The following is a 22,109-nucleotide window of genomic DNA, read 5'->3' on the forward strand; positions in this document are numbered from 1 at the left end:
CCCTCTACCTCTGGGAGAGGGAGGGAGCCGCGTAGCGGCGGAAGGGTGAGGGCAAGTGAGCGCCAGCTCATGCCTTTCCGCTTTCGACGAATTCAAGTTGCCGATGCACGTTTCTGAAGCGATGATTTGGCACCTAGAGCAGTACTCCGAATTACGCCACGGGGAAAACAGCCTCCCCGCGCCTCCATTCTGCGTCCTGCTCAGTCAAAACTACTCGCTCCGCTCGGTCATAAAAAGACCCTTTTTATGACATCTGCTCTAGAGGCAGCTCGCTCAAAGACGAATCATTTGACCCGGATACGCAAATACACGAGCGCATTCGCGGTAGAGTGAGCCTATGACGTCTGCTTCCGCCCCAGATTCCCAGAGTACAGAGGCACAGCTTCCAGGTACCCAGCCGGTAGCTCCCGTTGCGCCTGCTGTCAAAGCTCCAGACACCGCCGTGCTGATCGATGGGCACGCGCTGGCGTTTCGCTCGTACTTTGCGCTGCCGCCGCTGAGCAGCAAGTCCGGTGAGCCGACGCACGCCATTCTGGGGTTTCTGCGCCAGATCACGCGGCTGATGAAGCAGCGCAGCAACCAGGTGATCGTGGTGTTCGACCCGCCGGTCCGGACCTTTCGTAAGGAGCAGTACGACGATTACAAGGCGGGTCGCGCCCAGACGCCCGCCGATCTGCCTGCCCAGATCGACCGGATTCGGGCCGTGGTGGACGCCATGGGCCTGCCGCGCCTGGAAGTGCCCGGCTACGAGGCCGACGACGTGATCGGTACGCTGGCCAAAAAGGCCGAGGCGCACGGCATGAGCGCGGTGATCGTGACCTCGGACCGCGACAGCTACCAACTGCTGACCGAGCGGGTCAAGGTGCTGACCAGCGATTTCCGGCTGCTCGGCCCGGCGGACGTGCTGGAAAAGTACGGCGTGAGCGTCTCGCAGTGGGTCGATTACCGCTCGCTGACCGGCGACGCCTCCGACAATATTCCCGGCGCGCGCGGCATCGGCCCCAAGACCGCCTCGAAGCTGCTGCAAGACTACGGCAGCCTCGACGAGATTTTGCGGCGTGCCCAGGACGGCAGCCTGGAGCCGAAAAGCGCCCGCGAGAAGATCGTGGCCAGCTTAAGTGACGTCAACAAGAGCCGTGAGCTGTCGGTGATGGTCACCGATCTGCCGCTGGACATCGAGCTGGCGACCCACTGCGGCGCGGGCGATCCGCTGGCACTCGAAGCGCTGCTGGCTGAACTCGACCTGGGCAGCGTGCGGCGCGACATCGAGGCGCTGCGCGGCGGCCACCTGGGCGGCCAGGCAGTCAACGTCCCTGGGCGGGCAGCCCCGGAACCCCAACCACACAGCCAGGTGCGCGAGGTGGCCAGGGCGCCCTGGCAGACCCCCGGTGCGGGCGTGATGTGGGGCTACGTGCTCTCGCGGGAGGACGACCTGCAAGCCGAGCTGCGCCAGGCCGCCACCTATGACGGTGAGCTGACCCGCACGGCGCCGGTAGAGCTGCCGGAAGCCGCAGAGCCGCCGGAAGCCGCAGAGCCGCCAGCGCCGCCGCCCGAAGAAAACCTGTTCGGCGAAGCGCAATCCGTGTCGGGCAAACCGAAAAAAGTCAGGGCGACCAAGCCCGTGCCGGTGCATCCCGGCCTGGTCAGCGAGGCCGAATTCATAGGCCAGCGCGAGGTCAATGCCGCCGGGGCCAAGGCGCTGGCGACGCATCTCCAGGTGCGCGGCACCCAGGTCGAGCCCGGCGACGACCCGCTGCTGATCGCCTACCTGCTCGATCCGGCGAATATGGCCATGCCCGGCGTGTCTCAGCGCTACTTGCAGGCGCTGTGGCCGGACGACGCGGCGGGGCGGGCGGCGCTCAGCGGTCAACTGATGGAACTGCTGCGCCCGGAGCTGGGTGAGGGGCGCCTGAAGCTCTACGAGGACATCGAAAAGCCGCTCTCGAAGGTGCTGGCGCGGATGGAAGTGCGCGGCGTCAAAATCGACGCGGCCTACCTGCGCGGCCTGTCGGGCGCGATGGGGGCCCGCTTGCAGGTGCTGGAGGCCGAGATTCACGCCCACGCCGGGCGACCCTTCGCCGTCAGCAGCCGCGACCAGCTCGAAGCCGTGCTCTACGACGAACTCCGGCTCGAATCGGGGCGCAAAACTAAGCTGACCGGCAAACGCTCCACGGCGGTGGCGACGCTCGAACCGTTGCGTGACGAGCACCCGATCATCCCCGCGCTGCTGGAATACCGCGAGCTGAGCAAGCTGCGCGGCACCTACCTCGACCCGATGCCGGAGCTGATCGACCCGCGCACCGGGCGGCTGCACACCACCTTCGCCCAGACGGTGGCCGCCACCGGGCGCCTGAGCAGCCTGAATCCGAATCTCCAGAACATCCCCATTCGCTCCGAGACGGGCCGCGAGATTCGCAAGGGCTTTGTGGCCGAGGACGGTTACACCCTGATTTCCGCCGACTATTCACAGATCGAGTTGCGGCTGCTGGCCGATATTTCCGGCGACCTGTTGATGCAGGAGGCCTTTCAGACCGGGGCCGACATCCACCGCCGCACCGCCTCGCAGGTGCTGGGCGTCGAGGAGGGCGGGGTCAGTGCCGACCAGCGCCGGGCCGCCAAAACCGTCAACTTCGGCGTGCTCTACGGCATGAGCGCCCACCGCCTGAGCCGCGATCTGGGCATCCCGTATGCCGAGGCCAGCGGCTTTATCGAGCGCTACTTCGAGACCTATCCCGGCATTCGCGGCTACATCGACAAGACGCTCGCCGACGGGCGCGAGAAAGGCTACGTGGAAACCCTCTACGGGCGCCGCCGCTACGTGCCGGAGCTGACCAGCACCAACCGCAATGTCCGCGAGGCCGGTGAGAGATTGGCCTACAACATGCCGATTCAGGGCACCGCCGCCGACATCATCAAGATCGCCATGATCCGGCTCGACGGCCCGCTGATGGCGCTGGGCGCCCGGATGCTGCTGCAAGTCCACGACGAACTGCTCGTCGAAGCGCCGGTAGGCAAGGCCGACGAGGTGGAGGCGCTGATGCGCCGCACCATGATGGGCGCGGCCAAGCTGAGCGTGCCGCTGAACGTGGAAGTCGGGCGCGGGCCGAACTGGTACGACGCCAAATAAGCCAGCCCGGTATCAAAGTCAACATCCGCCCCTGACCGGAGAAGTGGTCGGGGGTTTTACGGTGTCGTGCTTGAGTTGTGCCGAGTCTAGAGCAGTACTCCGAAGTACGCCACGGGGAAAACAGCCTCCCCGCGCCTCCATTCTGCGCCTTGCTCAGTCAAAACTACTCGCTCCGCTCGGTCATAAAAAGACCCTTTTTATGACATCTGCTCTAGATCGCCAGTTTGATCAGGATGCGCCCGCACGAGGGGCACTTGACCGGCGGCAAACTCCCGCTGGCGGCCCGCTGCTGGATGTTGACCGGCAACATCACGCCGCAGCCCTGGCAACGGCCCGCCGTGTACGACACGATGCCGATGCCTTTTTTGCCCCTCCGGATCATCTCGTATTCCTTGACCAGTCGGGGCTCCAGGTTGCCGATCAGTCCGGCGCGTTCCTGGCGGGCACCCTCACCCTGGGCGCGCAACTCCAGCACGCGGGCCTCGTCGGCGCCCTCCAGGCTGCTCAGGGCGGGCCGCAGGGCCTTGTGCTCGCCGCGCAGCCCGCTGGCCCGCTCGCGCAGGGCGGTCTGCTGCACGTACAGCGGTGCCAGAGACTCCTCGTAGTCCGAGACGCGCTCGGAAAGCTGCAAGATGACGCTCTCGAACTGCGACTGCAATTTGGCGTTGGTGGCGTTGCGCTCCTGCTCGGCGCGGTTGCGGGCCACCTGCTCGTTGCTGCTGCTCAGATCGAGTTCGAGTCGACGAATCTGGCGGTCCACTTTTTCAAGCTCGATCTCGGTGTCTTCCAGCCGGTTGTTGATCTGGCCCTGCTCGGTGCGTGCGGCGCGAAGCTCATCGGAAATATGGCCTTCCTCGCCGTGCAGGCGGTCCAGTTCCTGGTCCAGTCCCTGCACGCGATACAGCCGTTCTAGTGGTCCACTCTCATGTGTTTCGGCATTCGTCTTGGCACTCATCACCTCTACTCTACCCCGGCGCGGCGGCGGTAAGGGCGCACACAAACTTAAGGCTTCTTGGTTCTGCCTCATCTGGGCTGGTTTTGGCGCCGGTTTTGTGGCCAGTTCTCGGTGCTGTTTCAGGGTCGGTTCAGGCGCTGTAATCGGTGCCGAGCTTTGGACAGAGGGCCGCCAGGGAGCAGGCCGGGCACAGCGGTTTTCTGGCCTCGCAGACGCGCCGCCCGTGCAAGATCAGGGCGTGGTGCAAGAAGATCCAGCGCCCCTGCGGGAAGAGGCGTTGCAGGTCCATTTCGACCTTATCGGGGTTGGTTTCAGTGCTCAGGCCCAGGCGGCGACTCAAACGGCCCACGTGGGTATCCACCGCGATGGCGGGCATACCGTAGGCGTTGCTGAGCACCACGTTGGCGGTCTTGCGCCCGGCGCCCGGCAGCGCCACCACCGCCGCGAAGTCGTTGGGCACCTTCCCGCCGTGGCGTTCTTGGAGCAGTCCGGCGAGAGAGACCAGGTTCCTCGCCTTGCTGCGAAACAGCCCGATGCGTTTGATGAGCGCCTCGACGTGCTCCAGCGGGGCGGCGGCGAGCGCGGCGGCGTCGGGGTAGGCGGCGAACAGCGCGGGCGTGGCGGCGTTGACGCTCTTGTCGGTGGCCTGCGCCGAGAGCACGGTGGCGACCAGCAGCTCGAAGGGGCTGGCGTACTCCAGTTCGGTGCGGGCGTCCGGGTAGAGTGCGGTGAGTTCAGCCAGAATATCGGCGGCGCGGCGCTTAAAGGCAGCGGGAACGCGCTTGGCGAGCAGGCGAGGCGGCATGGCGCTCAGCTTAGCGCCGCAGCGGCTGGCCTCCACCCCCGGCCTATACCTTCCGCTGACGTGACATCGCCCACGGATGCACTAAGCTGCCCCCGACATGGACTGGCTATACAGCATCATTCTCGGCATCGTGGAAGGGCTCACCGAATTCCTTCCCGTCTCTTCCACCGGCCACCTGATCGTCGCGGGCGATCTGCTGAAGGTGCCCTGGCCCAAGAGTACCCTCAGCACCTTCGAGGTGGTCATCCAGGGCGGCGCCATCCTGGCCGTCGTGGTGTACTACTGGCGTGATCTGGTGCGCCAGGCTCAGGACATCAGCTTCGACAAGGGCACCCAGCGGATGTGGCTGGGCATTCTGGTAGCCTGCATTCCGGCGGTGATTCTGGGCGCCCTGTTCGGCAGCAAGATCAAGGCGGCGCTGTTTAACCCCAGCGTGGTCGCCTGGGCGCTGATCGTCGGCGGCGTGCTGATGTACCTCATCGAGCTGCGCCCCAGGGCCGTGAGCACCCGCACGCTCGAAGAGATCAGCTTGCCCCAGGCCATCACCGTCGGCGTGGTGCAGTGCATCGCCCTGCTGTGGCCCGGCTTTTCGCGCTCGGCCAGCTCGATTCTGGGCGGGATGCTGACCGGCCTGGACCGGCCCACCGCCACCAGGTTCAGCTTTTACCTGGGCATTCCGGTGCTCGGCGGCGCCACCCTGCTCGATTTCGTCAAACACCGCAGCGAACTGGGCACGGCGGGGATCACCAACGTGGGCATCGGTTTTGTCACCAGTTTCATCGTGGCGTACTTCGTGATCGGCTGGCTGCTTCGCTTCGTCAGCACGCACGATTTCAAGGGCTTCGCCATCTACCGCGTCATTATCGGTATCGTAATTCTGGTGCTGATCTCAACCGGCGTGATTCAGAACTTCAACCGCGCCTGAGCTGGATAGGAGCTGAACCCCGTCCGGGTGGCGGGGTCTTTTGCTGCGCTGAACAGGAAATGACCATGTGAGTTTCAATCTCCGCCCGCGCCTTATGCTGGGACCATGCGCTTCTCAAGATTCAAACTCCCTGTCCGGGGCGCTCTGCTGCTGTGCGGCGCACTGGTGGCCTGTTCGTCGCCCGCCAGGTCCAGCCAGAGCCAGGCCAGTCAGACCCAGGCCAGTCAATCACAGTCCAGCCAGACTCGGACGGCGCCCGCCACCATGTCCAGCACGCGCCGTAGCCTACCAGCCGGTGCCCGTGACCCGGACAGTGGCCTGGCCTTCGTCGCCCGCGCCGCCCTGCCGCCCGAAGGCCAAAAAATATTGAGCCTGATCGAGCGCGGCGGCCCGTTCCCCTACGCCCGCGACGGCGTGAGCTTCGGCAACCGCGAGGGCGTGCTGCCCAAGCGGCCCAGGGGCGAGTACCGCGAGTACACCGTCCGCACGCCGGGGTCGTCTGACCGGGGGGCGCGGCGAATCGTGTGTGGGCCGCCTCTGAATTCGAGTGCCAACTGTTTTTACACGGGCGACCACTACGCCAGCTTCCGGAAGGTGGCGCCGTGAACCTGTTCGAGCGTGCACCGGACGGCATTCAGATCGCGCCCGCCGGGGTGCGTGAGCGGGCCGGGCACGCCGGAGTCGAGTTGCACGAAATCGAACTGACCAGTCTGCACAACAAACACGGCCTGATGAACGCCTTCGCCAGTAGTCTCGAACTCGGTGAAGACTTCGGCCATAACTGGGACGCGCTCTACGACGTGCTGGCCGACCCGGAAGTTGGACACTCGCGGCGGGCGCTGCTGCTGACCGGGCTGGAGAATTTTACTGAGCGCTGTCCCGAACTGGCCGAAGAATTGACCAGCGTGTTGCTCGATGCTCAGGTCGCACTTGCTGAGGTGCATCAGTCGCTGTGGCTGCTGCGTGACTGAGCCATGAGGCGGCGTACTTGGTGTCCCAGCCGATTTTGGCTAGACTGCGTTCACGCGTGTCGTGCCTGCTATCCGGCTGCTTGAGACAGCGGTGCCCGCACGCTGAGAGGGTTGTTTATGACCATCAAGTTCAATCACGCCATCATCGCTGCGCGGGATCGGCAGGGGTCCGCGTCGTTTTATGCTGAGCTGTTCGGGCGACCTGCACCAACGTCCTGGGGGCCGTTTACCTCGGTGAGTCTGGGCGACGACGTTCACCTTCAGTTCGCCGAACCGGGCGTGGCCGAGATCCAGATGCAGCATTACGCCTTTCTGGTGGATGATGGCTGCTTCGACGAAATATATGCCCGGCTGCTGAGCGGTGAAATCGAGCACTGGGCCGACCCGCAAGGCACCTTGTCAGGTCAGATCAACACCAACCACGGCGGGCGCGGCGTGTACTTCAGAGATCCGGCAGGGCACGGCCTGGAAGTCATCACGCGCCCCTACGGTTGGACCGGCCAGTGACCACCGCCGAGCCAATCCTGATTCTGGGTATCGACACCTCCTGCGACGATACCGGTGTGGGCCTGGTGGCGCTGCACTCTGGTGGGCGAATGGAGGTCCGCGCCAACCGCATCTGGAGCCAGACGGTCCACGCCAGCTACGGCGGCGTGATGCCCGAACTCGCCAGCCGCGAGCATGTGGAGCGCATCGACGCCGTGATGGACGACGCACTATTGGAGGCTGGAGTCAGCGTGGCCGACATCGGCGCGGTGGCGGCCACCTCCGGCCCCGGCCTGGTGGGTGCCCTGCTGGTGGGTCTGATGTACGGCAAGGGACTGGCTCAGGGGCTGGGTGTGCCGTTCTACGCCGCGCATCATCTCGAAGGCCACATCTACGCCGCCGCTAGCGAGGCCGAGTTGAGAGCGCCGTACCTGGCCCTGGTCGTCTCCGGCGGGCATACCCACCTGTTCGACGTGCTCTCGGAGGGCGAATACCGCCTGGTGGGCGCCACCCGTGACGACGCGGCGGGCGAGGCCTTCGACAAGGTGGCGAGGCTGGCCGGTCTGGGTTATCCGGGCGGCCCTGCGATCAGCGAGGCGGCCAAGCGCGGCGACCCCACAGGTGTGGCCTTCAGGGAGCCGATGCTGGGGCAAAGTGGCTACGATTTCTCGTTCAGCGGCCTGAAAACGGCGGCGCTGCTGGCGCACCGGGCCGGGGCGAGCGGGGCAGACCTGGCGGCCAGTTTTCAGGCGGTGGCCATCAAGCATCTGCTGCGCGTGACCCGCAAAGCGGCGGAGCACCTGGGCCGCGAAACGGTGGTCGTCTCCGGCGGCGTGGCGGCGAACACGGCGCTGCGGGAAGCGTTCGGGAAGTCGGAGTTGCGAGCCGTGTTTCCCGGCCAGGGCCTGAACACCGACAACGGCGCCATGATCGCCCTGGCCGGAGCGGCGGCCATCAGAAGTGGGCGGGCGGCGCATGGGCTGGGGGACGGTGCGGTGGCGTATGCGCCGCTGGCGAACGTGGAGTGAGTGAACGGTGAGGAGAGAGCTGACTACTTGCAGTCTTTTATAGTGAAAGCTTGACCAGACAACAGAGTGCTGTAACGGCGGTCATTCTTTTGCCTCTCAGCCGTGTTGAAAGTAAAGTCAATTAGCTTCATGGTCTGCGAACTCATTTTTTCTTCGGATGTAGCACTCATGAAACATCCAATTGCGTCTGACGCTTTATTTGCCAGTACCAACGCCTCTGGTCTCGTCATTTCGCCTGATTGAGCAGTGATTTGCAAAATTCTCGCCAAGTTTTGAGCAGCCTTTGTTTGAGCGGGCGTCGCTTGATACTCTTTAGCAATCAGAGCATCAACCTCATCTCGGATGCCATTCTGATCCTTGTCCACGCCAGCGGTGGTTTTGTTCTCTGGACTTTCGGCTAAAGCGCGAGCAGCATTTAAGCTCACCATCACCTTGTGAAAGGCAAATGCTCCAGCCCCAGCCAACGCAGCCAGAGCAAGTGTTCCTGCTGTCCAGCGAGAGCGTTTCAATTTTTTCTCACCGCCCCCCCCGCCTCACCTGCGACGCCGGGTAGCAGTCGATCACGTTCCCGTTCATGTACTGGCCTTTCGACCCGGAATCCATCAACCCCTGGTGAACGTCCGGCGGCACCTCGCGGTACTCGTACAGCTTGCCGCTGCCGAACTGCACGGTCATCACCTGCGCGGCGGCGTCGTAGCCCACCGCCTGAATCATGCTGGATTCGACCGGTACCAGCTCGCTCTCTGGAGTCATGCCGCTCAGTTTACCCCGGTCGGTGTTCACCCCTCGCCCCTCACTGAATCTGAGTCGAGGCCACTCAATTCCCTTGCTCAGCCTGGGCGGGCTATACTGCCCAAACTATGTTTCGTGTCCTCAACAAGATGTTCGACAACAACCAGCGCGACGTGCAACGCCTCATCAAAACCGTCGTGCAGCCCGTCAACGCGCTGGAAGAAGCCACCCAGCAGACCGAAGACCTCGCCGCCGCCTTCATGGCCCTGAGAATGCGGGTGACCGAGGGCGGCGAGAGCTTAGGCGACGTGATGGTGCCCGCCTTCGCCCTGATCCGCGAGGCCAGTCGCCGCAGCATCGGCAAGCGCCACTACGACGTGCAGCTTATCGGCGGCGCGGCGCTGCACGCGGGCCGCATCGCCGAGATGCGAACCGGCGAGGGTAAAACATTGGTGGCGACCCTGGCGCTGGCCTTCAACGCCCTGGACGGCAAAGGCGCCCACCTGGTGACCGTCAACGATTACCTGGTGCGCGTCGGCGCCGAGGAGATGAGCCTGCTCTACCGCACCCTGGGCCTGAGCGTCGGGGTGATCCAGCGCGACATGACGCCCCAGCAGCGCCAGGCCGCGTATGGCTGCGACATCACCTACATCACCAACTCGGAACTGGGCTTCGATTACCTGCGCGACAACATGTCCCAGGCCCGCGAGCAACTGGTGCTGCGCGCCGATTACCCGCTGCACTACGCCATCGTGGACGAGGTGGACAGCATTCTAGTGGACGAGGCCCGCACCCCGCTGATTATCTCCGGCGCCGCCGAGAAGGCCACCGATCAGTACTACGTGATGTCCAAACTGGTCAAGCGCCTGACCAGAGGCGAGGTCGCCGATCCGGTCAAGCGCACCGAGCCGACCGGCGACTACACCATCGACGAGAAGAGCAAGGCCGTCCACCTGACCGAAGGCGGCATCGCCAAGTTAGAGCGCCTGCTGAGCATCGACGACCTCTACAGCCCGGAGCAGATGGACAAGGCCCACATGATTACCCAGGCCCTGCGCGCCAAGGATCTGTACCACAAGGACACCGACTACATCGTCAACGCCGAGGGCGAGGTGGTCATCATCGACGAGTTCACCGGGCGCAGCATGACCGGGCGCCGTTACGGCGAGGGGCTGCACCAGGCGATTGAGGCCAAGGAAAATGTCAAGATCGAGAACGAGAATCAGACGCTGGCCACCATCACCTACCAGAACTTTTTCCGGCTCTACGACAAGTTCGCGGGCATGACCGGCACCGCCAAGACCGAGGAAAAGGAGTTTCTGGACATCTACGGCTCCGATGTGCTGGTGGTGCCGACCAACCGGCCCGTTATCCGCAGCGACGCCGAGGACCTGATCTACCGCACCCGCCACGGCAAGTTCGTGAATGTGGTCAGCGAGGTGGTGTCGCTCTACCAGACCGGGCGACCCATTCTGATCGGCACGGTCAGCATCGACACGTCCGAACTGCTCTCGACCATGCTGCATGAGGCCAACATCCCGCACAACGTCCTGAACGCCAAATACGAGGCGCAGGAGGCCAGCATCGTGGCGCAGGCCGGGCGCAGCCACCAGGTCACCATCGCCACCAACATGGCCGGGCGCGGCACCGATATCAAACTGGGCGGCAACGCCGAGTTCCTGCTGGGCGAGGCCATCGAGCAGAATTTCGGGGTCAGCCGCTTCGCGCCGGAGGCCGAGGCGTTTATCAACGCGGTGGGCCGCAAGGACCCGGCGGCGCTGGAGCTGGGCCGCGAGGTGGTGGGCATGACCGACGCCTTCGTGGCGCAGGCCCAGGCCATGCAGGAGGCCACCGAGGCCGATCATGAGAAGGTCAAGGCGGTGGGCGGACTGCACATCATCGGCACCGAACGCCACGAGTCGCGCCGCATCGACAACCAGCTCCGGGGCCGCGCCGGGCGTCAGGGCGACCCCGGTTCCAGCCGCTTTTTCGTGTCATTCGAAGACGAGCTGATGCGCCTGTTCGCCAACGACCGGGTGGTCGGCATGATGGACAAGCTCGGCATGGACGACACCCAACCCATCGAGGCCCGGATGGTCACCGGCGCCATCGAACGCGCCCAGGCCCGCGTGGAAGACCGCAACTTCAGCACCCGCAAGCAACTGCTGGAGTTCGACAACGTGATGAGCAAGCAGCGCGAAACCGTCTACAGCCAGCGCCGCGAGGTGCTGCTGGGGCCGGATACCGACGTGGAAGAAAGCGTCGAAGGCATGATCGCCGACTTCGTGGAGATGCAGCTCGCCGAGTTCGCCCCGCTCGACGCCGATCACGAGAACTGGGACACCGAGGGGCTCCAGGCTGCCATGCTCGACGCCATTCCGCAACTGGAGGGTTTCGACTTCGAGTCGCTGAAAACCCGCCCGCCGGAAGAAGCCCACCGGGCTATGCTCGAAGCCACCGCCGACGCCTTCGACGCCCGCAAGGCCGAGATGGGCGACGAGACGCTCAATCAGCTCTCTCGCTACGTGCTGCTGCAAGTCGTGGACCAGCACTGGAAGGAGCACCTGCACGGCATGGACGTGCTGCGCCAGGGTATCGGCCTGCGCGGCTACGGCCAGCGCGACCCGTTCACAGAGTACAAGTTCGAGGCCACCAACATGTTCAACGAGATGGTGGACACGCTCAAGGCCGACGTGAGCAAGTTCGTGTTCCGGATGCAACTCGGCGGCTGAGGGCTGCGCTGCGGACCGCCCATGTTGCAGGTGGGCGGTTTTGTTTTGCCTGGACGGTGATGCAGCATCTGGTTGGCGTGCGTGGCTGGATGGTGATGCGGCGTTGCATAGGCTTCAGCTTTTTGCCAATGCGTCGGCTCCCCCACCCCCCAGCGGGCAGGCCCCATACGGGTGCCGCTCTGCCCAAGACGCCCCCGCCCCGATGGGGCGAGGGAGTTGGTCGCTGCGCTGTGCATGGTACATCCCGTCCGTTTCAGACGCACTTTGTCTCACTGCGTTCTCCACATCGTGTAGGTCACGTAGGGCGCCCGTGCTCCACATAAGCCCATAACTGACTCCGCTGGAAGGTAGTGGTCTACTCTAGCGAAAAACAGCGTCTGAGTGCGCGTCGTTGACCCCTCTACCCCTGGGAGAGGGGCGCTGCGCAGCAGCGGGGTGAGGGGTAGTGAGCGCCAGCTCATGCCCTTCCTCTTTCACCGCGCACCGCCTTCCGCGCCCCATCTTTTCCCACACGCCATAAGCCACACGCCACAAGCCTCCCCACTCCCCATAAATGAAATCTGACACGCTTGTCACAGGCCCATTCCAGCGCTTACACTACCTTGTCAGCTCGGCCACAACGGACACCACCGCAGTCATTCATGCACCCCGATTCTCTGAGGACGCTCACAGGGAAGAGCAGGGGCTATAAAGGTAGGCGCAACATGGCAGACGTTATTCTGGAACATATCTACAAGCGCTACAGCAACAAGAACGTGGCGGTTTCCGACTTCAACCTGAACGTCGCCGACGGTGAGTTCATGGTCTTCGTCGGGCCGTCGGGCTGCGGCAAGTCCACCACCCTGCGCATGATCGCGGGCCTGGAAGACATCTCCGACGGCGTGCTGAAGATCGGCGACCGGGTGGTCAACGACGTGCCGCCCAAGGACCGCGACATCGCCATGGTGTTCCAGAACTACGCGCTCTACCCGCACATGAATGTCTACGAGAACATGGCCTTCGGCCTCAAGCTGCGCAAGACCCCCAAAGACGAGATCGAGAAGCGCGTGCGCGACGCCGCCAAGATCCTCCAGATCGAGCACCTGCTGGGCCGCAAGCCCAAGGAACTCTCCGGTGGTCAGCGTCAGCGCGTGGCGATGGGACGCGCCATCGTCCGCGAGCCGAAAGTCTTTTTGATGGACGAGCCGCTCTCCAACCTCGACGCCAAGTTGCGCGTGGAAGTGCGCTCTCAGATCTCGCAGATTCACCAGCGGCTCGGCACCACCATCATCTACGTGACCCACGATCAGGTCGAGGCCATGACGCTGGGCAACCGTATCGTGGTCATGAAAGACGGCGTGATGATGCAGGTCGACACGCCGCTGAACTTATATGACTACCCCAAGAACAAGTTCGTGGCGGGCTTTATCGGCAGCCCCAGCATGAACTTCCTGACCGCCCGCGTGAGCGGCGGCATGCTCCAGGTGGGCAACTCGCGCATCATGCCGCGCGGTGTGCTGGCGAACAGCCTCAAGGCCTACGAGGGCAAGGACGTCTTCATGGGCATCCGTCCGGAGCACATCGGCGTGCGCGGCGTGAGCAACATCCCCGAAGGCGACAACTTCCTTCAGGGCAAGGTGCTGGTCGTCGAGCCGCTGGGTGCCCAGACCGACTTCATGCTGGAGATCAACGGCCAGACCATGGTCGCCAAGGTCGAGGGCCACGCCCACATCAAGCCCGGCGACGTGGTGGACATCCTGGTCGACACCACCCGCCTGCACGCCTTCGACACCGGCACCGAAGACGTGATTGACCGGGGCCAGCCGCAGGGCACCCGTGGTCAGGCCGATGGGAGCGAGAGCACCAGCCGCTTTAGCAAGAGCGCCGTTTCGGCAGACGACTGAACCGATACCAGTCTGGGAACCGATACCAGTCTGGACTGAGACGAGACCGTGCCGACCATTCAGCAGGCAGCTTTCCCAGATCGGGGGAGCTGCCTTTTTGCTGTGGCGACCCGTCTGGCGACCCTGACTTTACATTTGCCAGGTCGCCGCAACGCTTGACCGGCTGACTTCAGCACAACGTCAGCTCGGCTGCGCTACATTACGCTCAAGTTTGAACCCGCTCGACCCCATCCTGGAGGCCCCATGAAGAATGCAACCACGGCGAATGTAACCACGGCGAATGGAACCACGACGAATATAAAACGTGCCCTGCTGACCCTCAGCGCTCTGAGCCTCCTCGTTTCGGTTGCCCAGGCCCGGACCTGGGAGCAGATCAAGGCGGCGGGCAGCATCAAAATCGCCACCGAGGGCGCCTTCCCGCCGTTCAACGTGCTGACCGGCAAGGTGCTCAGCGGCTTCGAGGTCGACCTGGCGCAGGAACTGGCCAGCAAGCTGGGCGTCAAGTACGAGTGGGTCACGGCGCCCTTCGACGGGCTGCTGATCGGCTTGCAGCAAGACCGCTACGATTTCGTGATCGCCTCGCACGGCATCACGCCGGAGCGCCTCAAGGCCGTGGACTTCAGTAGCCCGCACTACTGCACCGGCGGCGCCATCGTCAGCAAGGTGGGTGGTCCCAAAACGGCGGCGGACCTCAAGGGCAAGATCGTGGCCGTGCAGGTCGGCACCACCTACCTGGAGAACGTCCAGAAGCTGCCTGGGGTCAAAAGCCTGGTCTACCCCAAAGACACCGACGCCCAGATCGCCCTGACGACGGGCCGCGCCGCCGCCTGGGTGGGCGACAAGTTTACCGGCATCGATCTGGTCAAGGCCCAGAAAGGCAAGCTGGTGCAGGGTGAGCTGCTGTTTTCCGAGAAAGTCGCCATGGCGGTCAAAAAGGGCAACACCAGCCTGGTCACGCAGCTCAACGGCGCACTGGCCAAAGCCCTCGCGGACGGCAGCTACGCGGCGCTGAGCAAGAAGACCTTCGGGCAGGATATCCGCTGCAAGTGACACCGATTTATGTCGTGCGTCACCTGGAAGCAGTACCGTTCGGCATCAAGGCGTGACCGGAGCGCAGCGCCCGGCTGGCCTCTTCGGGGGTGGCAATCTGCTGCTGTGGAGCGCGGGGGCCATCGCCGCCTTTTTGCTGCTGTTCTGGCTGATTACGCTGGCGCTACACCTGCCGCTGTGGCCCGAAGCCATCGGCAAGAATGCGGATCTGTTCGTCTCCGGGGCGCGGACCACGCTGTACCTGACGCTGGTGAGCGGCGTGCTGGGCATGCTCGTGGGCGTGCTGCTGGGCCTGGGCAAGCTCTCGGCGCTCAAATTTATTGCGCTGCCGTGCAGCTTCGTGGTCTGGATCGTGCGGGGTACGCCGCTGTACGTGCAGCTTCTGTTCGCCAACTACGCGCTGCCCACGCTGGTGCCGCCGTTCGGCTCGCTGCTGGCCTGGGCCGATACCTGGCCTGCCTTCGAGGTCGGCTCGGTGTTCGTGGCGGCGGTGTTTGCGCTGTCCATGAACGTGGCCGCCTACAACGCCGAGGTCGTGCGCGGCGGCGTGCTGGGCGTGCCGCGTGGCCAGGCCGAGGCGGCGCGCTCGCTGGGCCTGAGCGGGCCGCAGACCATGACCCAGGTGGTGTTGCCCCAGGCGCTGCGTCTGAGCCTGCCCGCATTGGTCAACAACCTGGTGGCGCTGCTCAAAGATTCCTCGCTGGCCGCCACCATCGCCGTGACCGAGCTGACCCGCATCGCCGATCAGGTGCGCTCCAGCACCTTTGAGCCGATTCCGGCGCTGGCCGTCGCCGCCGCCGTGTACCTGGCCCTGACCACCGTGATGACGCTGTTTACCGATCAACTGGAGCGCCAGGTGAAGATGGCTGGGCGGTAGGGGAAGGCTTGCGGGAAGGGAAGAAGGGGGTGGGTTGCCGCTGCGGCTCGCCCTCGTTTGAGTTGCAGAGAAGCGCTGCGCTTTTTGGCCTGGCTTGGGCCTGAGCCATGCGGCGAATGTGGTTTGTGTCGCTGCGACGGTACACTTCGTTGCAGGTCAGGGCGAACGCCTCAACTCGGTTGGGCCGAAGACTGTGAGCTACTTCTGATCAAGATTTATCCATTCGCCGGGCCGTTATCCACAACGCTTCACCCTGGCGAGGCCGGTAGAGTTCCGGCTGGGGCCGCCACACGCAGATTTCGTCCAGTAGCCAGGATTTCCCGTTGCCAACGGGAGGACGATGGTGCAAGTCCATCAATCTGCTCCAGATGTTATGCAGCGGTCACTGTGGTGAAATGGAGGGCAGACCGCTCAGGGATGGACGGTCTGCCCTCCGTTTCACCATGGAATCTGGCTTCACGACGATTCGTCCGGCGCAATGTCTCCCAGCCCACTGACCTCCACGATCACCTCCACCACATCATCCAGACTCAGCGTCTCATCGAATATCCGCTCCTGCACGAACGGCAGCAAATCGGCGGGCCTGTACCACTCGCGCATGGCCTCCGGGGTGAATTCGCTCGCCTGGGGCCGGGTGGCGTGGCGGCGCACGGTTTCCTCGAAGGACAGTTGGAAGTGAAAGAAGTGAGTCTGACACACGCCGGATAGTCGCTCCAGCATCTCGCCGTAGCGCCCGGCGTCCAGAATGCCCTCCAGCACGACGATGTAGCCGTGTGCCAGCGCGTACCGGACCGTCTGTTCGATCAAGCCGATGTTGACGCCGCCCGGTGCGTCCAGCTCTTTGAGCACCACCCGGCGCAGGTAATCCTGCTCGACCCAGGCCAGCTTGCGTCCGTAACGTTCCCGCAGTGCCCGCGCCACCGAACTCTTGCCCGAACCGGAGTTGCCGCGCAGCACGATCAGTGGGCCAACTCGCGTCCCTGAGGCAGTCACGGCTCCCAGTCTAGCTCGCCGCCTATACTTCCCCGGATGCCTGACCCGACCGTGCTGCTCTACGGCTTGCCCCTCGCTTTCCTGGCCGGATTCATCGACGCAGTGGCGGGCGGCGGCGGCACCATCACATTGCCGACGCTGTTTTTCATGGGCCTGAATCCGGCGCAGGCGGTGGCGACCAACAAGCTGCTGGCCATCTTCGGCTCCGGCAGCGCCACACTCCAGTACGCCAGGGCCGGACATATCGAATGGACATTGCTGGTGCGCCTGATTCCGCTGGCCCTGCTCGGTAGCGGCCTGGGCGCCGCTTTGGTGCAGTTCGTGGACCCTGACGTGTTCAAGACGCTGGTGGCGGTGGTGATTCTCTGTGTGGGTGTGCTGGTGATCGCCAACAAGCGCTCCGGCACCGAGGACCGCTACCCCGGCCTGTTGCCCCGCGTGCTGGCCCTGACGCTGCCCGGCACCCTGCTCATCGGCGTCTACGACGGCTTCATCGGCCCCGGCACCGGCACGTTTCTGATGTTCCTGTTCACCCTGGCGGGCTTTAATCTGGTGCGGGCGTCGGGCAACGCCAAGGCCGTCAATTTCGCCACCAATGCCGGGGCGTTCGTGTTTTTCCTGTTCAGCGGCCAGATGGTCTTCTGGATCGGGCTGCCGATGGGCCTGGCCAACGCCGCCGGGGCGTATGTGGGCGCCCGGATGGCGATGCTGCGCGGCAGCGGCTTTATCAAGGTGATCTACGCGCTGATCGTGGTGCTGGTGGCGGCCCGGCTGCTGACCACCCGCTGAGGCCCCAACGCAAACCGGCTCACCCTGGATGTGATGTTGTTATACCCAGCCTCAATATAAGCCCAAGCTGCAATCGTGGGATTTCGCCGGATGACGCTGAACAAAGGGGCGCACAATGGGCGCATGACAGATACGGCGCTACAACCTCCCTTACAGACCGCCATTCTCGCCAGCGGTTGCTTCTGGTGTACCGAGGCGGTCTTTCAGAATGCGCGCGGCGTTCACAGTGTCCAGAGCGGCTACATTGGCGGCCAGGTTCCCAGTCCCACCTACGAGCAGGTCTGCACCGGAAAGACCGGCCACGCCGAGGGTGTGCGCGTCACCTTCGATCCCAGCGTGATTCCCTACGCCGACGTGCTGGGCATCTTCTTCGCCACCCACGACCCCACTCAGCTCAACCGCCAGGGCCACGACATCGGCACCCAGTACCGCTCGGCGGTGTTTTACCAGTCGGAGGCCGAGAAGGCGCAGGTGCAGGCGTTCATCGACGGTCTGCGGACCCAGGGCCTCTATGAGCGCGAGATCGTGACCACGCTGGAGGCGGCCAGCCACTTTTACGTGGCCGAGGCGTATCACCAGAACTACTTCGCCACCCACCCGACGCAGCCGTACTGCCTGGCCGTGATTACGCCCAAGGTGGTCAAGTTCCGCAAAAGCTACTCGCAGTATCTGGCCTCCTGATTGCCACTCCCAGGTTCAGCCCAGTGTTCATGTTCAGCCCAGTGTCAGCTTGCCCCCCACCAGTCATCGGTCGGGGGCGTTTTTTGGCCCCGAACGGCAACGGACCTGACCCTGGGCGCGTATTCTGAAAGCAGATACGCCCGCAGTTCAACGGAGGCACCCCATGATCGAAAAACCCGGCACCCAGACCGTTCAGACCGTCAGATCAGGCTCAGGCCGCTCGGTCATCGTGACCACCGTTCTCGGCGTGTTGGTGCTGGCCGCCATCGCAGGCGCCGCCGTGGCGGTGTTCCATGTCGCGACGACCATCGTGACGCTGGCGGCCTTCGTCATCGCCATCCTTGCCTTCATCGTGTTGTGGCCCGCCATCATGCTGGGGTTGCGGGCTGGACGGACCAAGGTGGAGGAGGTGGTCGCCCGCGCCCTGCCCATCGAAACGTTGATCGCCAAGCGGGGCGATATGGAGACGCTCATCAACAACAAGGGCCAGCAGCTCGCCAACGCACGCGGCTATCTGAGCGACTTCAAGCGCGTGATCGACGAGAGCCGGGGCCAGCTCCCCGCACCGGACATCACGACCTGGGAGCAGGAATTGGAGGCCAGCAACGCTGCCTTCGCCCAGGCCCAGACCTACTACCAGACCCTCCAGGGCGATCTGCGCGAGTTCGATCTGGTCATCAAGAAGGCCCGCATCGACATGCGGCTGGCCGAGGCGCGGGGCAACGTGGCCCAGGCCCTCCAGGTCGCCCGCCTGAGCCCTGGCGAGCAGCACACCACCGAGGCGGCCTTATCTGAAATCACCCGCCGGGCCGGGCGCACCGCCGAGCTGCTCGACGCCGCGCTCGTGACTCAACAAAATGTGACCCAGAGTAACCAGCCGCGCCGAACCGCGTCGGGCGCCCCGCTGCCGGATCTGTCGCAGGAACTCGGTGAGCGCGTCAGCGTGAAGAGGGACGCCAAATGAGGCGCCCCGGACTGCTGATCGGCGTGCTGGTGGTCATCTTGCTGCTGTGCGCTGGGCTGGTCGCGCTCGATCAGGGCGGGGCGTTTGGGGGCTCCGGCCAGACCCGCTCCAGCTCGAACGGCTCCAACACCACCGATCCGTATGGTGGGCTGAAATGAGGTGGGCTGAACTGAGGCGGGTTGAACTGAAAGGCGCCGCCCTGTTGGTGGCTCTGCTCGTGCCGGGCGCCGCTGCCCAGACCAGTTTCCTGAACGTCGCCACCGGCAGCAAGGGCGGCACCTACGCCACCATGTACAAGAATCTGGGCGACATGTGCGTCGGCGCGTCCTTCCTGCGCGAGCGCCAGACCACCGGCAGCGTCGAGAGCGTGGACCTGCTGCTGAGCAACGCGGTCTCGCTGGCCTTCGTGCAGCTCGATGTACTCAAGGCCCGCGACCAGATCGACGGCGACCCGCGTGCCAAGGAGATTCGCGCCCTGCTGCCGCTGCACCAGGAAGAGATTCACCTGCTGGCCAAGAAACCGACCAGGAATTTCTTCGGCAAGGTCCAGGGTGTCACCAAATTCAGCGAGCTGGGCGGCAAGAAGGTGGGCGCCTGGGGCGGCAGCGTGGTCACGGCCAACGTGCTGCGCGGCAAATCCGGCGTGAATCTGGAGGTGGACGCTTTTCCTGACCGGGGCGCGGCCCTGGCGGCACTCGGCAGCGGTCAGGTGGACGCCGTGCTGGCGGTGGTCGGTCAGCCTGCCGAGTGGATCAAGACCCTCGATCCGCAGACCTACAACCTGCTGCCGCTGGACATCGACGCGGCCAAGTTGCAGGGCTTTTACCAGAAAGCCAAGGTGATCTACCCGCAGTTCGGCGCCGGAGTCGAGACCTACAGCGTGCAGAGCCTGCTGGTGACGCGCAACTTCAAAACGCCCGACAAGAAAAAGCAGCTCCTGAAATACGCCGCCTGCGCCCGCTCCAAGCTGACCAGCTTGCAGGAAGACGAGGGCATGCATCCCAAGTGGAACGACGTGACCTTCAAGGCGACTGACTGGCCGGATTACAAGTGAGGGCGCGGGTCGGGATATTGCTGGCCCTGAGCATGTTCGGCCCAGTTCTGGCCGCCTCACCCTCCAATCAGCCGATCAGTGCCGCTGCGGCCCGCGAACTGCTCTCTGGCGTCTGTGATACGGGTGGCGAAAGTGGCACCTGTACACCCTGCCCGGACTTCACCACTGACGCGACGAACGGCCTGGGTGCTGGGCTCCGGCCTACATCGGTGATTTACGGCAAATTCACCGATCCCAAGCACACCGACGCCCTGGTGGATATGAGCGGCTGCGAACCGTATGAAAATAACTACGGCGTCAGCCTGCGCCTGAGATGGCAGGGCCGGACGGCCTGGGAGTTGGTGAACTATTTCCAGGGCTTTCGCAGCAGCCACTGCCTGAAGTACCCGGCTCAGGGTGGACGCGAGTTGCTGCTGTGCCAGGGTGATTACGTCGTCAGGTACACCTTGGTTCACAGCCTGGCCCTGTTTGACCTCAAACAGCCGAAAGTCCAGACCCAGTTGCTGCTGCGGGTGTTCGACTCTGCAAACAACTGCCTGCCGAGTGGGGGTCGCCAGAGCCTGCTGAGCTGGCGCTCACTGCCGGGTGGGCGCTATCCAGGGTTGCAAATCACGCTCATGTCGGCGGCCTACACCCGCGCCGGGCAGACGCAGGCCGACCCCTGCGGCGGAACCCTCACGACCACGCCCAGCCGCGCCTACACGCTCGACTACACCTACGACGGCGCGAAGTTCAGGCCGACGCCCGCCACCAGCCGCGCCCTGGCAGCTCTCCAACGTGACAACCCGGATCTGCTGGGCGAATGAGCTGAAGGCTGCACACCCCTTTGCTGCGCCCGGCGCGGTGCATAATCGCGCCATGTTAGAAGGTGTATTCAAGCTGCTTGGCGAGTACGGCAATCCGGTGCCCCGCTATACCGGCCAGCGCTGCCTGGTGGAGCGCATGGCGGTGGGCGGATGCGACCTCTGCGCTCAGGCTTGCCCGCACGAGGCCGTGACCATCGAGCGCGGCGTGAGTATCGATCCGGCGAAGTGTACGGGGTGCGGGCTGTGCGTCCAGGCGTGTCCGACGGGGGCACTCGAATACGACGTGAGCGCGACTCTGGGTGCCATCAAAGCGCATGGAGATGAAGGTGCCACGTTGACCTGCTCCCAGAGCGGCGCGGGCGGTCAAGCGTTGCCCTGTCTGGGCCGCGTGACCCAGAGCGCCGTGGTGGCGGCGGGCGGCTGGGACACCGAACTGACCCTGCTCCACGGCGATTGCCCCACTTGCTCGGTGGGCCGCGCCGACGTGCCACAGCGGTTGCAAGCGGTGGTGGAAGCGGCCCAGCTCCTACGCCGGGCGACGGGCCGACCCGCCCGCGTCAGCATCCGCAAGGCCAGCGGTGAGCAGCTTCTTAGCCCGCAGGTCTCGCGCCGGGGGATGTTCGGCGCCCTGGCCCGCAGTGCCCGCACGGTGGTCGCCCAGACCATTCCCGAAAGCCCGCTACCGTTCATCGACTGGAGCGTGCCTGAGGAGAGGCGCCCCGCCGAGTGGCTGTGGCGCCGCCGGGCGCTGAGGCCCACGCCCACCCCCGAAACCCTGGTGGCCTGGTCGGCGCCCCGCATCCTGGACGGCTGTATCGACTGCCCGGTCTGCACCAACGTCTGCCCCACGGAGGCGATTGCCCGCGAGGTCCACCCAGGTGGCGCCGTCACCCTGACCTTAGATTTGACCTCCTGCACCGGCTGCCGCGCCTGCGAGAAGTCCTGCCCCCCGCAGGTGATCGTCATGGAAGCTGACGTACCCGAAGCGGCGTTTGCCGTGCCCGCGCTGCTGCGGGTGGGCGGGGAGGCGATGTAGGCGTGCGTAGGAAGTAAAGGGTGGGGAGGGCATGAGCTGCGCTCACTCACCCTCACCCTGCTGCTGCGCAGCGCCCCTCTGCAAGCAGGTCTGCGACTCTCCCAGAGGCAGAGGGGTTAGAAACCAGCGCCCGGTCAGGCTTTTCGCTGGAGTAGACCACTACCTTCCAGCGAAGTCAGTTATGGGCGGATGCGGAGCACGGGCGCCCTACGTGA

The 22,109-nt window shown here is 64.5% G+C and carries 22 protein-coding genes and 1 tRNA gene; 18 read left to right on the plus strand and 5 right to left on the minus strand.

Features of this window, described 5'->3' with window-relative positions:
* Nucleotides 1-337 precede the first annotated feature (337 nt).
* Nucleotides 338-3,127, plus strand: coding sequence for a DNA polymerase I (gene polA / locus Q0R23_RS03095; RefSeq protein ID WP_293910257.1), 2,790 nt, complete (start codon nucleotides 338-340; stop codon nucleotides 3,125-3,127).
* A 211-nt stretch (nucleotides 3,128-3,338) separates the two neighbouring features.
* On the opposite strand, the gene Q0R23_RS03100 is transcribed toward polA, so the two are convergent.
* Nucleotides 3,339-4,082 (minus strand): zinc ribbon domain-containing protein, encoded by a 744-nt coding sequence (locus Q0R23_RS03100; protein ID WP_293910259.1) that lies wholly within the window; start codon nucleotides 4,080-4,082, stop codon nucleotides 3,339-3,341.
* Nucleotides 4,083-4,212: 130 nt separating this feature from the next.
* The gene (gene nth, locus Q0R23_RS03105) at nucleotides 4,213-4,887 is read right to left on the minus strand and encodes an endonuclease III (RefSeq protein WP_293910261.1); all 675 of its coding nucleotides are present in this window, start codon (nucleotides 4,885-4,887) and stop codon (nucleotides 4,213-4,215) included.
* 97 nt (nucleotides 4,888-4,984) lie between these two features.
* On the opposite strand from nth, the gene Q0R23_RS03110 reads away from it, so the two are divergent.
* The 5 genes from Q0R23_RS03110 (at nucleotide 4,985) to tsaD (ending at nucleotide 8,297) form a co-directional block, all read left to right on the plus strand.
* Nucleotides 4,985-5,812 carry an undecaprenyl-diphosphate phosphatase gene (locus Q0R23_RS03110; RefSeq protein WP_293910263.1) on the plus strand — a complete coding sequence of 276 codons (828 nt, stop codon included), beginning with the start codon at nucleotides 4,985-4,987 and terminating at the stop codon, nucleotides 5,810-5,812.
* A 105-nt stretch (nucleotides 5,813-5,917) separates the two neighbouring features.
* Nucleotides 5,918-6,418, plus strand: coding sequence for a ribonuclease (locus tag Q0R23_RS03115; protein ID WP_293910265.1), 501 nt, complete (start codon nucleotides 5,918-5,920; stop codon nucleotides 6,416-6,418).
* Nucleotides 6,415-6,783, plus strand: a complete 369-nt coding sequence (locus tag Q0R23_RS03120) for a barstar family protein (RefSeq protein WP_293910267.1) — start codon at nucleotides 6,415-6,417, stop codon at nucleotides 6,781-6,783. Before Q0R23_RS03115 ends, Q0R23_RS03120 begins: the two co-directional genes overlap by 4 nt.
* Nucleotides 6,784-6,900: 117 nt before the next feature.
* Nucleotides 6,901-7,290: a VOC family protein gene (locus Q0R23_RS03125; RefSeq protein WP_293910269.1), complete on the plus strand. Its 390-nt coding sequence runs from the start codon at nucleotides 6,901-6,903 to the stop codon at nucleotides 7,288-7,290.
* Nucleotides 7,287-8,297: a tRNA (adenosine(37)-N6)-threonylcarbamoyltransferase complex transferase subunit TsaD gene (tsaD, locus tag Q0R23_RS03130; RefSeq protein ID WP_293910271.1), complete on the plus strand. Its 1,011-nt coding sequence runs from the start codon at nucleotides 7,287-7,289 to the stop codon at nucleotides 8,295-8,297. The genes Q0R23_RS03125 and tsaD overlap by 4 nt, the downstream gene beginning before the upstream one ends.
* A gap of 23 nt (nucleotides 8,298-8,320) precedes the next feature.
* Here tsaD and Q0R23_RS03135 read toward each other — a convergent pair whose 3' ends face one another.
* Together Q0R23_RS03135 and Q0R23_RS03140 are read right to left on the minus strand one after the other, a co-directional pair.
* Nucleotides 8,321-8,806, minus strand: a complete 486-nt coding sequence (locus Q0R23_RS03135; protein ID WP_293910273.1) for a hypothetical protein — start codon at nucleotides 8,804-8,806, stop codon at nucleotides 8,321-8,323.
* 7 nt (nucleotides 8,807-8,813) lie between these two features.
* Nucleotides 8,814-9,050 (minus strand): KTSC domain-containing protein, encoded by a 237-nt coding sequence (locus Q0R23_RS03140; RefSeq protein WP_293910275.1) that lies wholly within the window; start codon nucleotides 9,048-9,050, stop codon nucleotides 8,814-8,816.
* Between the two features lie 107 nt (nucleotides 9,051-9,157).
* Here Q0R23_RS03140 and secA point away from each other — a divergent pair, with 107 nt between their 5' ends.
* From secA to Q0R23_RS03165, 5 genes are all read left to right on the plus strand, one after another.
* Nucleotides 9,158-11,761, plus strand: coding sequence for a preprotein translocase subunit SecA (gene secA / locus Q0R23_RS03145; protein ID WP_293910277.1), 2,604 nt, complete (start codon nucleotides 9,158-9,160; stop codon nucleotides 11,759-11,761).
* 704 nt (nucleotides 11,762-12,465) lie between these two features.
* Nucleotides 12,466-13,644 carry a sn-glycerol-3-phosphate ABC transporter ATP-binding protein UgpC gene (gene ugpC / locus Q0R23_RS03150; protein ID WP_293910279.1) on the plus strand — a complete coding sequence of 393 codons (1,179 nt, stop codon included), beginning with the start codon at nucleotides 12,466-12,468 and terminating at the stop codon, nucleotides 13,642-13,644.
* Nucleotides 13,645-13,941: 297 nt separating this feature from the next.
* Nucleotides 13,942-14,694, plus strand: coding sequence for an ABC transporter substrate-binding protein (locus tag Q0R23_RS03155; protein ID WP_293910337.1), 753 nt, complete (start codon nucleotides 13,942-13,944; stop codon nucleotides 14,692-14,694).
* Nucleotides 14,695-14,746: 52 nt separating this feature from the next.
* Nucleotides 14,747-15,571: an amino acid ABC transporter permease gene (locus tag Q0R23_RS03160; RefSeq protein WP_293910281.1), complete on the plus strand. Its 825-nt coding sequence runs from the start codon at nucleotides 14,747-14,749 to the stop codon at nucleotides 15,569-15,571.
* A gap of 292 nt (nucleotides 15,572-15,863) precedes the next feature.
* A tRNA-Gly gene (locus Q0R23_RS03165) sits at nucleotides 15,864-15,938 on the plus strand.
* An 89-nt stretch (nucleotides 15,939-16,027) separates the two neighbouring features.
* Here the strand turns inward: Q0R23_RS03165 and Q0R23_RS03170 are convergent.
* Complete coding sequence (locus tag Q0R23_RS03170; RefSeq protein WP_293910283.1) at nucleotides 16,028-16,564, minus strand: hypothetical protein; 537 nt, start codon at nucleotides 16,562-16,564, stop codon at nucleotides 16,028-16,030.
* A 36-nt stretch (nucleotides 16,565-16,600) separates the two neighbouring features.
* Here Q0R23_RS03170 and Q0R23_RS03175 point away from each other — a divergent pair, with 36 nt between their 5' ends.
* The 7 genes from Q0R23_RS03175 to Q0R23_RS03205 all read left to right on the plus strand — a co-directional run bounded on the left by Q0R23_RS03175 (nucleotide 16,601) and on the right by Q0R23_RS03205 (nucleotide 21,894).
* Nucleotides 16,601-17,353 carry a TSUP family transporter gene (locus Q0R23_RS03175; protein WP_293910285.1) on the plus strand — a complete coding sequence of 251 codons (753 nt, stop codon included), beginning with the start codon at nucleotides 16,601-16,603 and terminating at the stop codon, nucleotides 17,351-17,353.
* Between the two features lie 123 nt (nucleotides 17,354-17,476).
* Nucleotides 17,477-18,034 (plus strand): peptide-methionine (S)-S-oxide reductase MsrA, encoded by a 558-nt coding sequence (gene msrA, locus Q0R23_RS03180; RefSeq protein ID WP_293910287.1) that lies wholly within the window; start codon nucleotides 17,477-17,479, stop codon nucleotides 18,032-18,034.
* 163 nt (nucleotides 18,035-18,197) lie between these two features.
* Nucleotides 18,198-18,998, plus strand: coding sequence for a hypothetical protein (locus tag Q0R23_RS03185; RefSeq protein WP_293910289.1), 801 nt, complete (start codon nucleotides 18,198-18,200; stop codon nucleotides 18,996-18,998).
* Entirely contained in the window at nucleotides 18,995-19,156 is a 162-nt protein-coding gene (locus Q0R23_RS03190; protein ID WP_293910291.1) for a hypothetical protein, read from the plus strand. The genes Q0R23_RS03185 and Q0R23_RS03190 overlap by 4 nt, the downstream gene beginning before the upstream one ends.
* Entirely contained in the window at nucleotides 19,153-20,052 is a 900-nt protein-coding gene (locus tag Q0R23_RS03195; protein WP_293910293.1) for a TAXI family TRAP transporter solute-binding subunit, read from the plus strand. Before Q0R23_RS03190 ends, Q0R23_RS03195 begins: the two co-directional genes overlap by 4 nt.
* Nucleotides 20,053-20,084: 32 nt before the next feature.
* Nucleotides 20,085-20,858, plus strand: a complete 774-nt coding sequence (locus Q0R23_RS03200; RefSeq protein ID WP_293910295.1) for a hypothetical protein — start codon at nucleotides 20,085-20,087, stop codon at nucleotides 20,856-20,858.
* 52 nt (nucleotides 20,859-20,910) lie between these two features.
* Nucleotides 20,911-21,894 carry a 4Fe-4S binding protein gene (locus tag Q0R23_RS03205; RefSeq protein ID WP_293910297.1) on the plus strand — a complete coding sequence of 328 codons (984 nt, stop codon included), beginning with the start codon at nucleotides 20,911-20,913 and terminating at the stop codon, nucleotides 21,892-21,894.
* Nucleotides 21,895-22,109 lie beyond the last annotated feature (215 nt).

The sequence above is a fragment of the Deinococcus sp. genome, from assembly GCF_025362455.1.
GTDB lineage: Bacteria > Deinococcota > Deinococci > Deinococcales > Deinococcaceae > Deinococcus.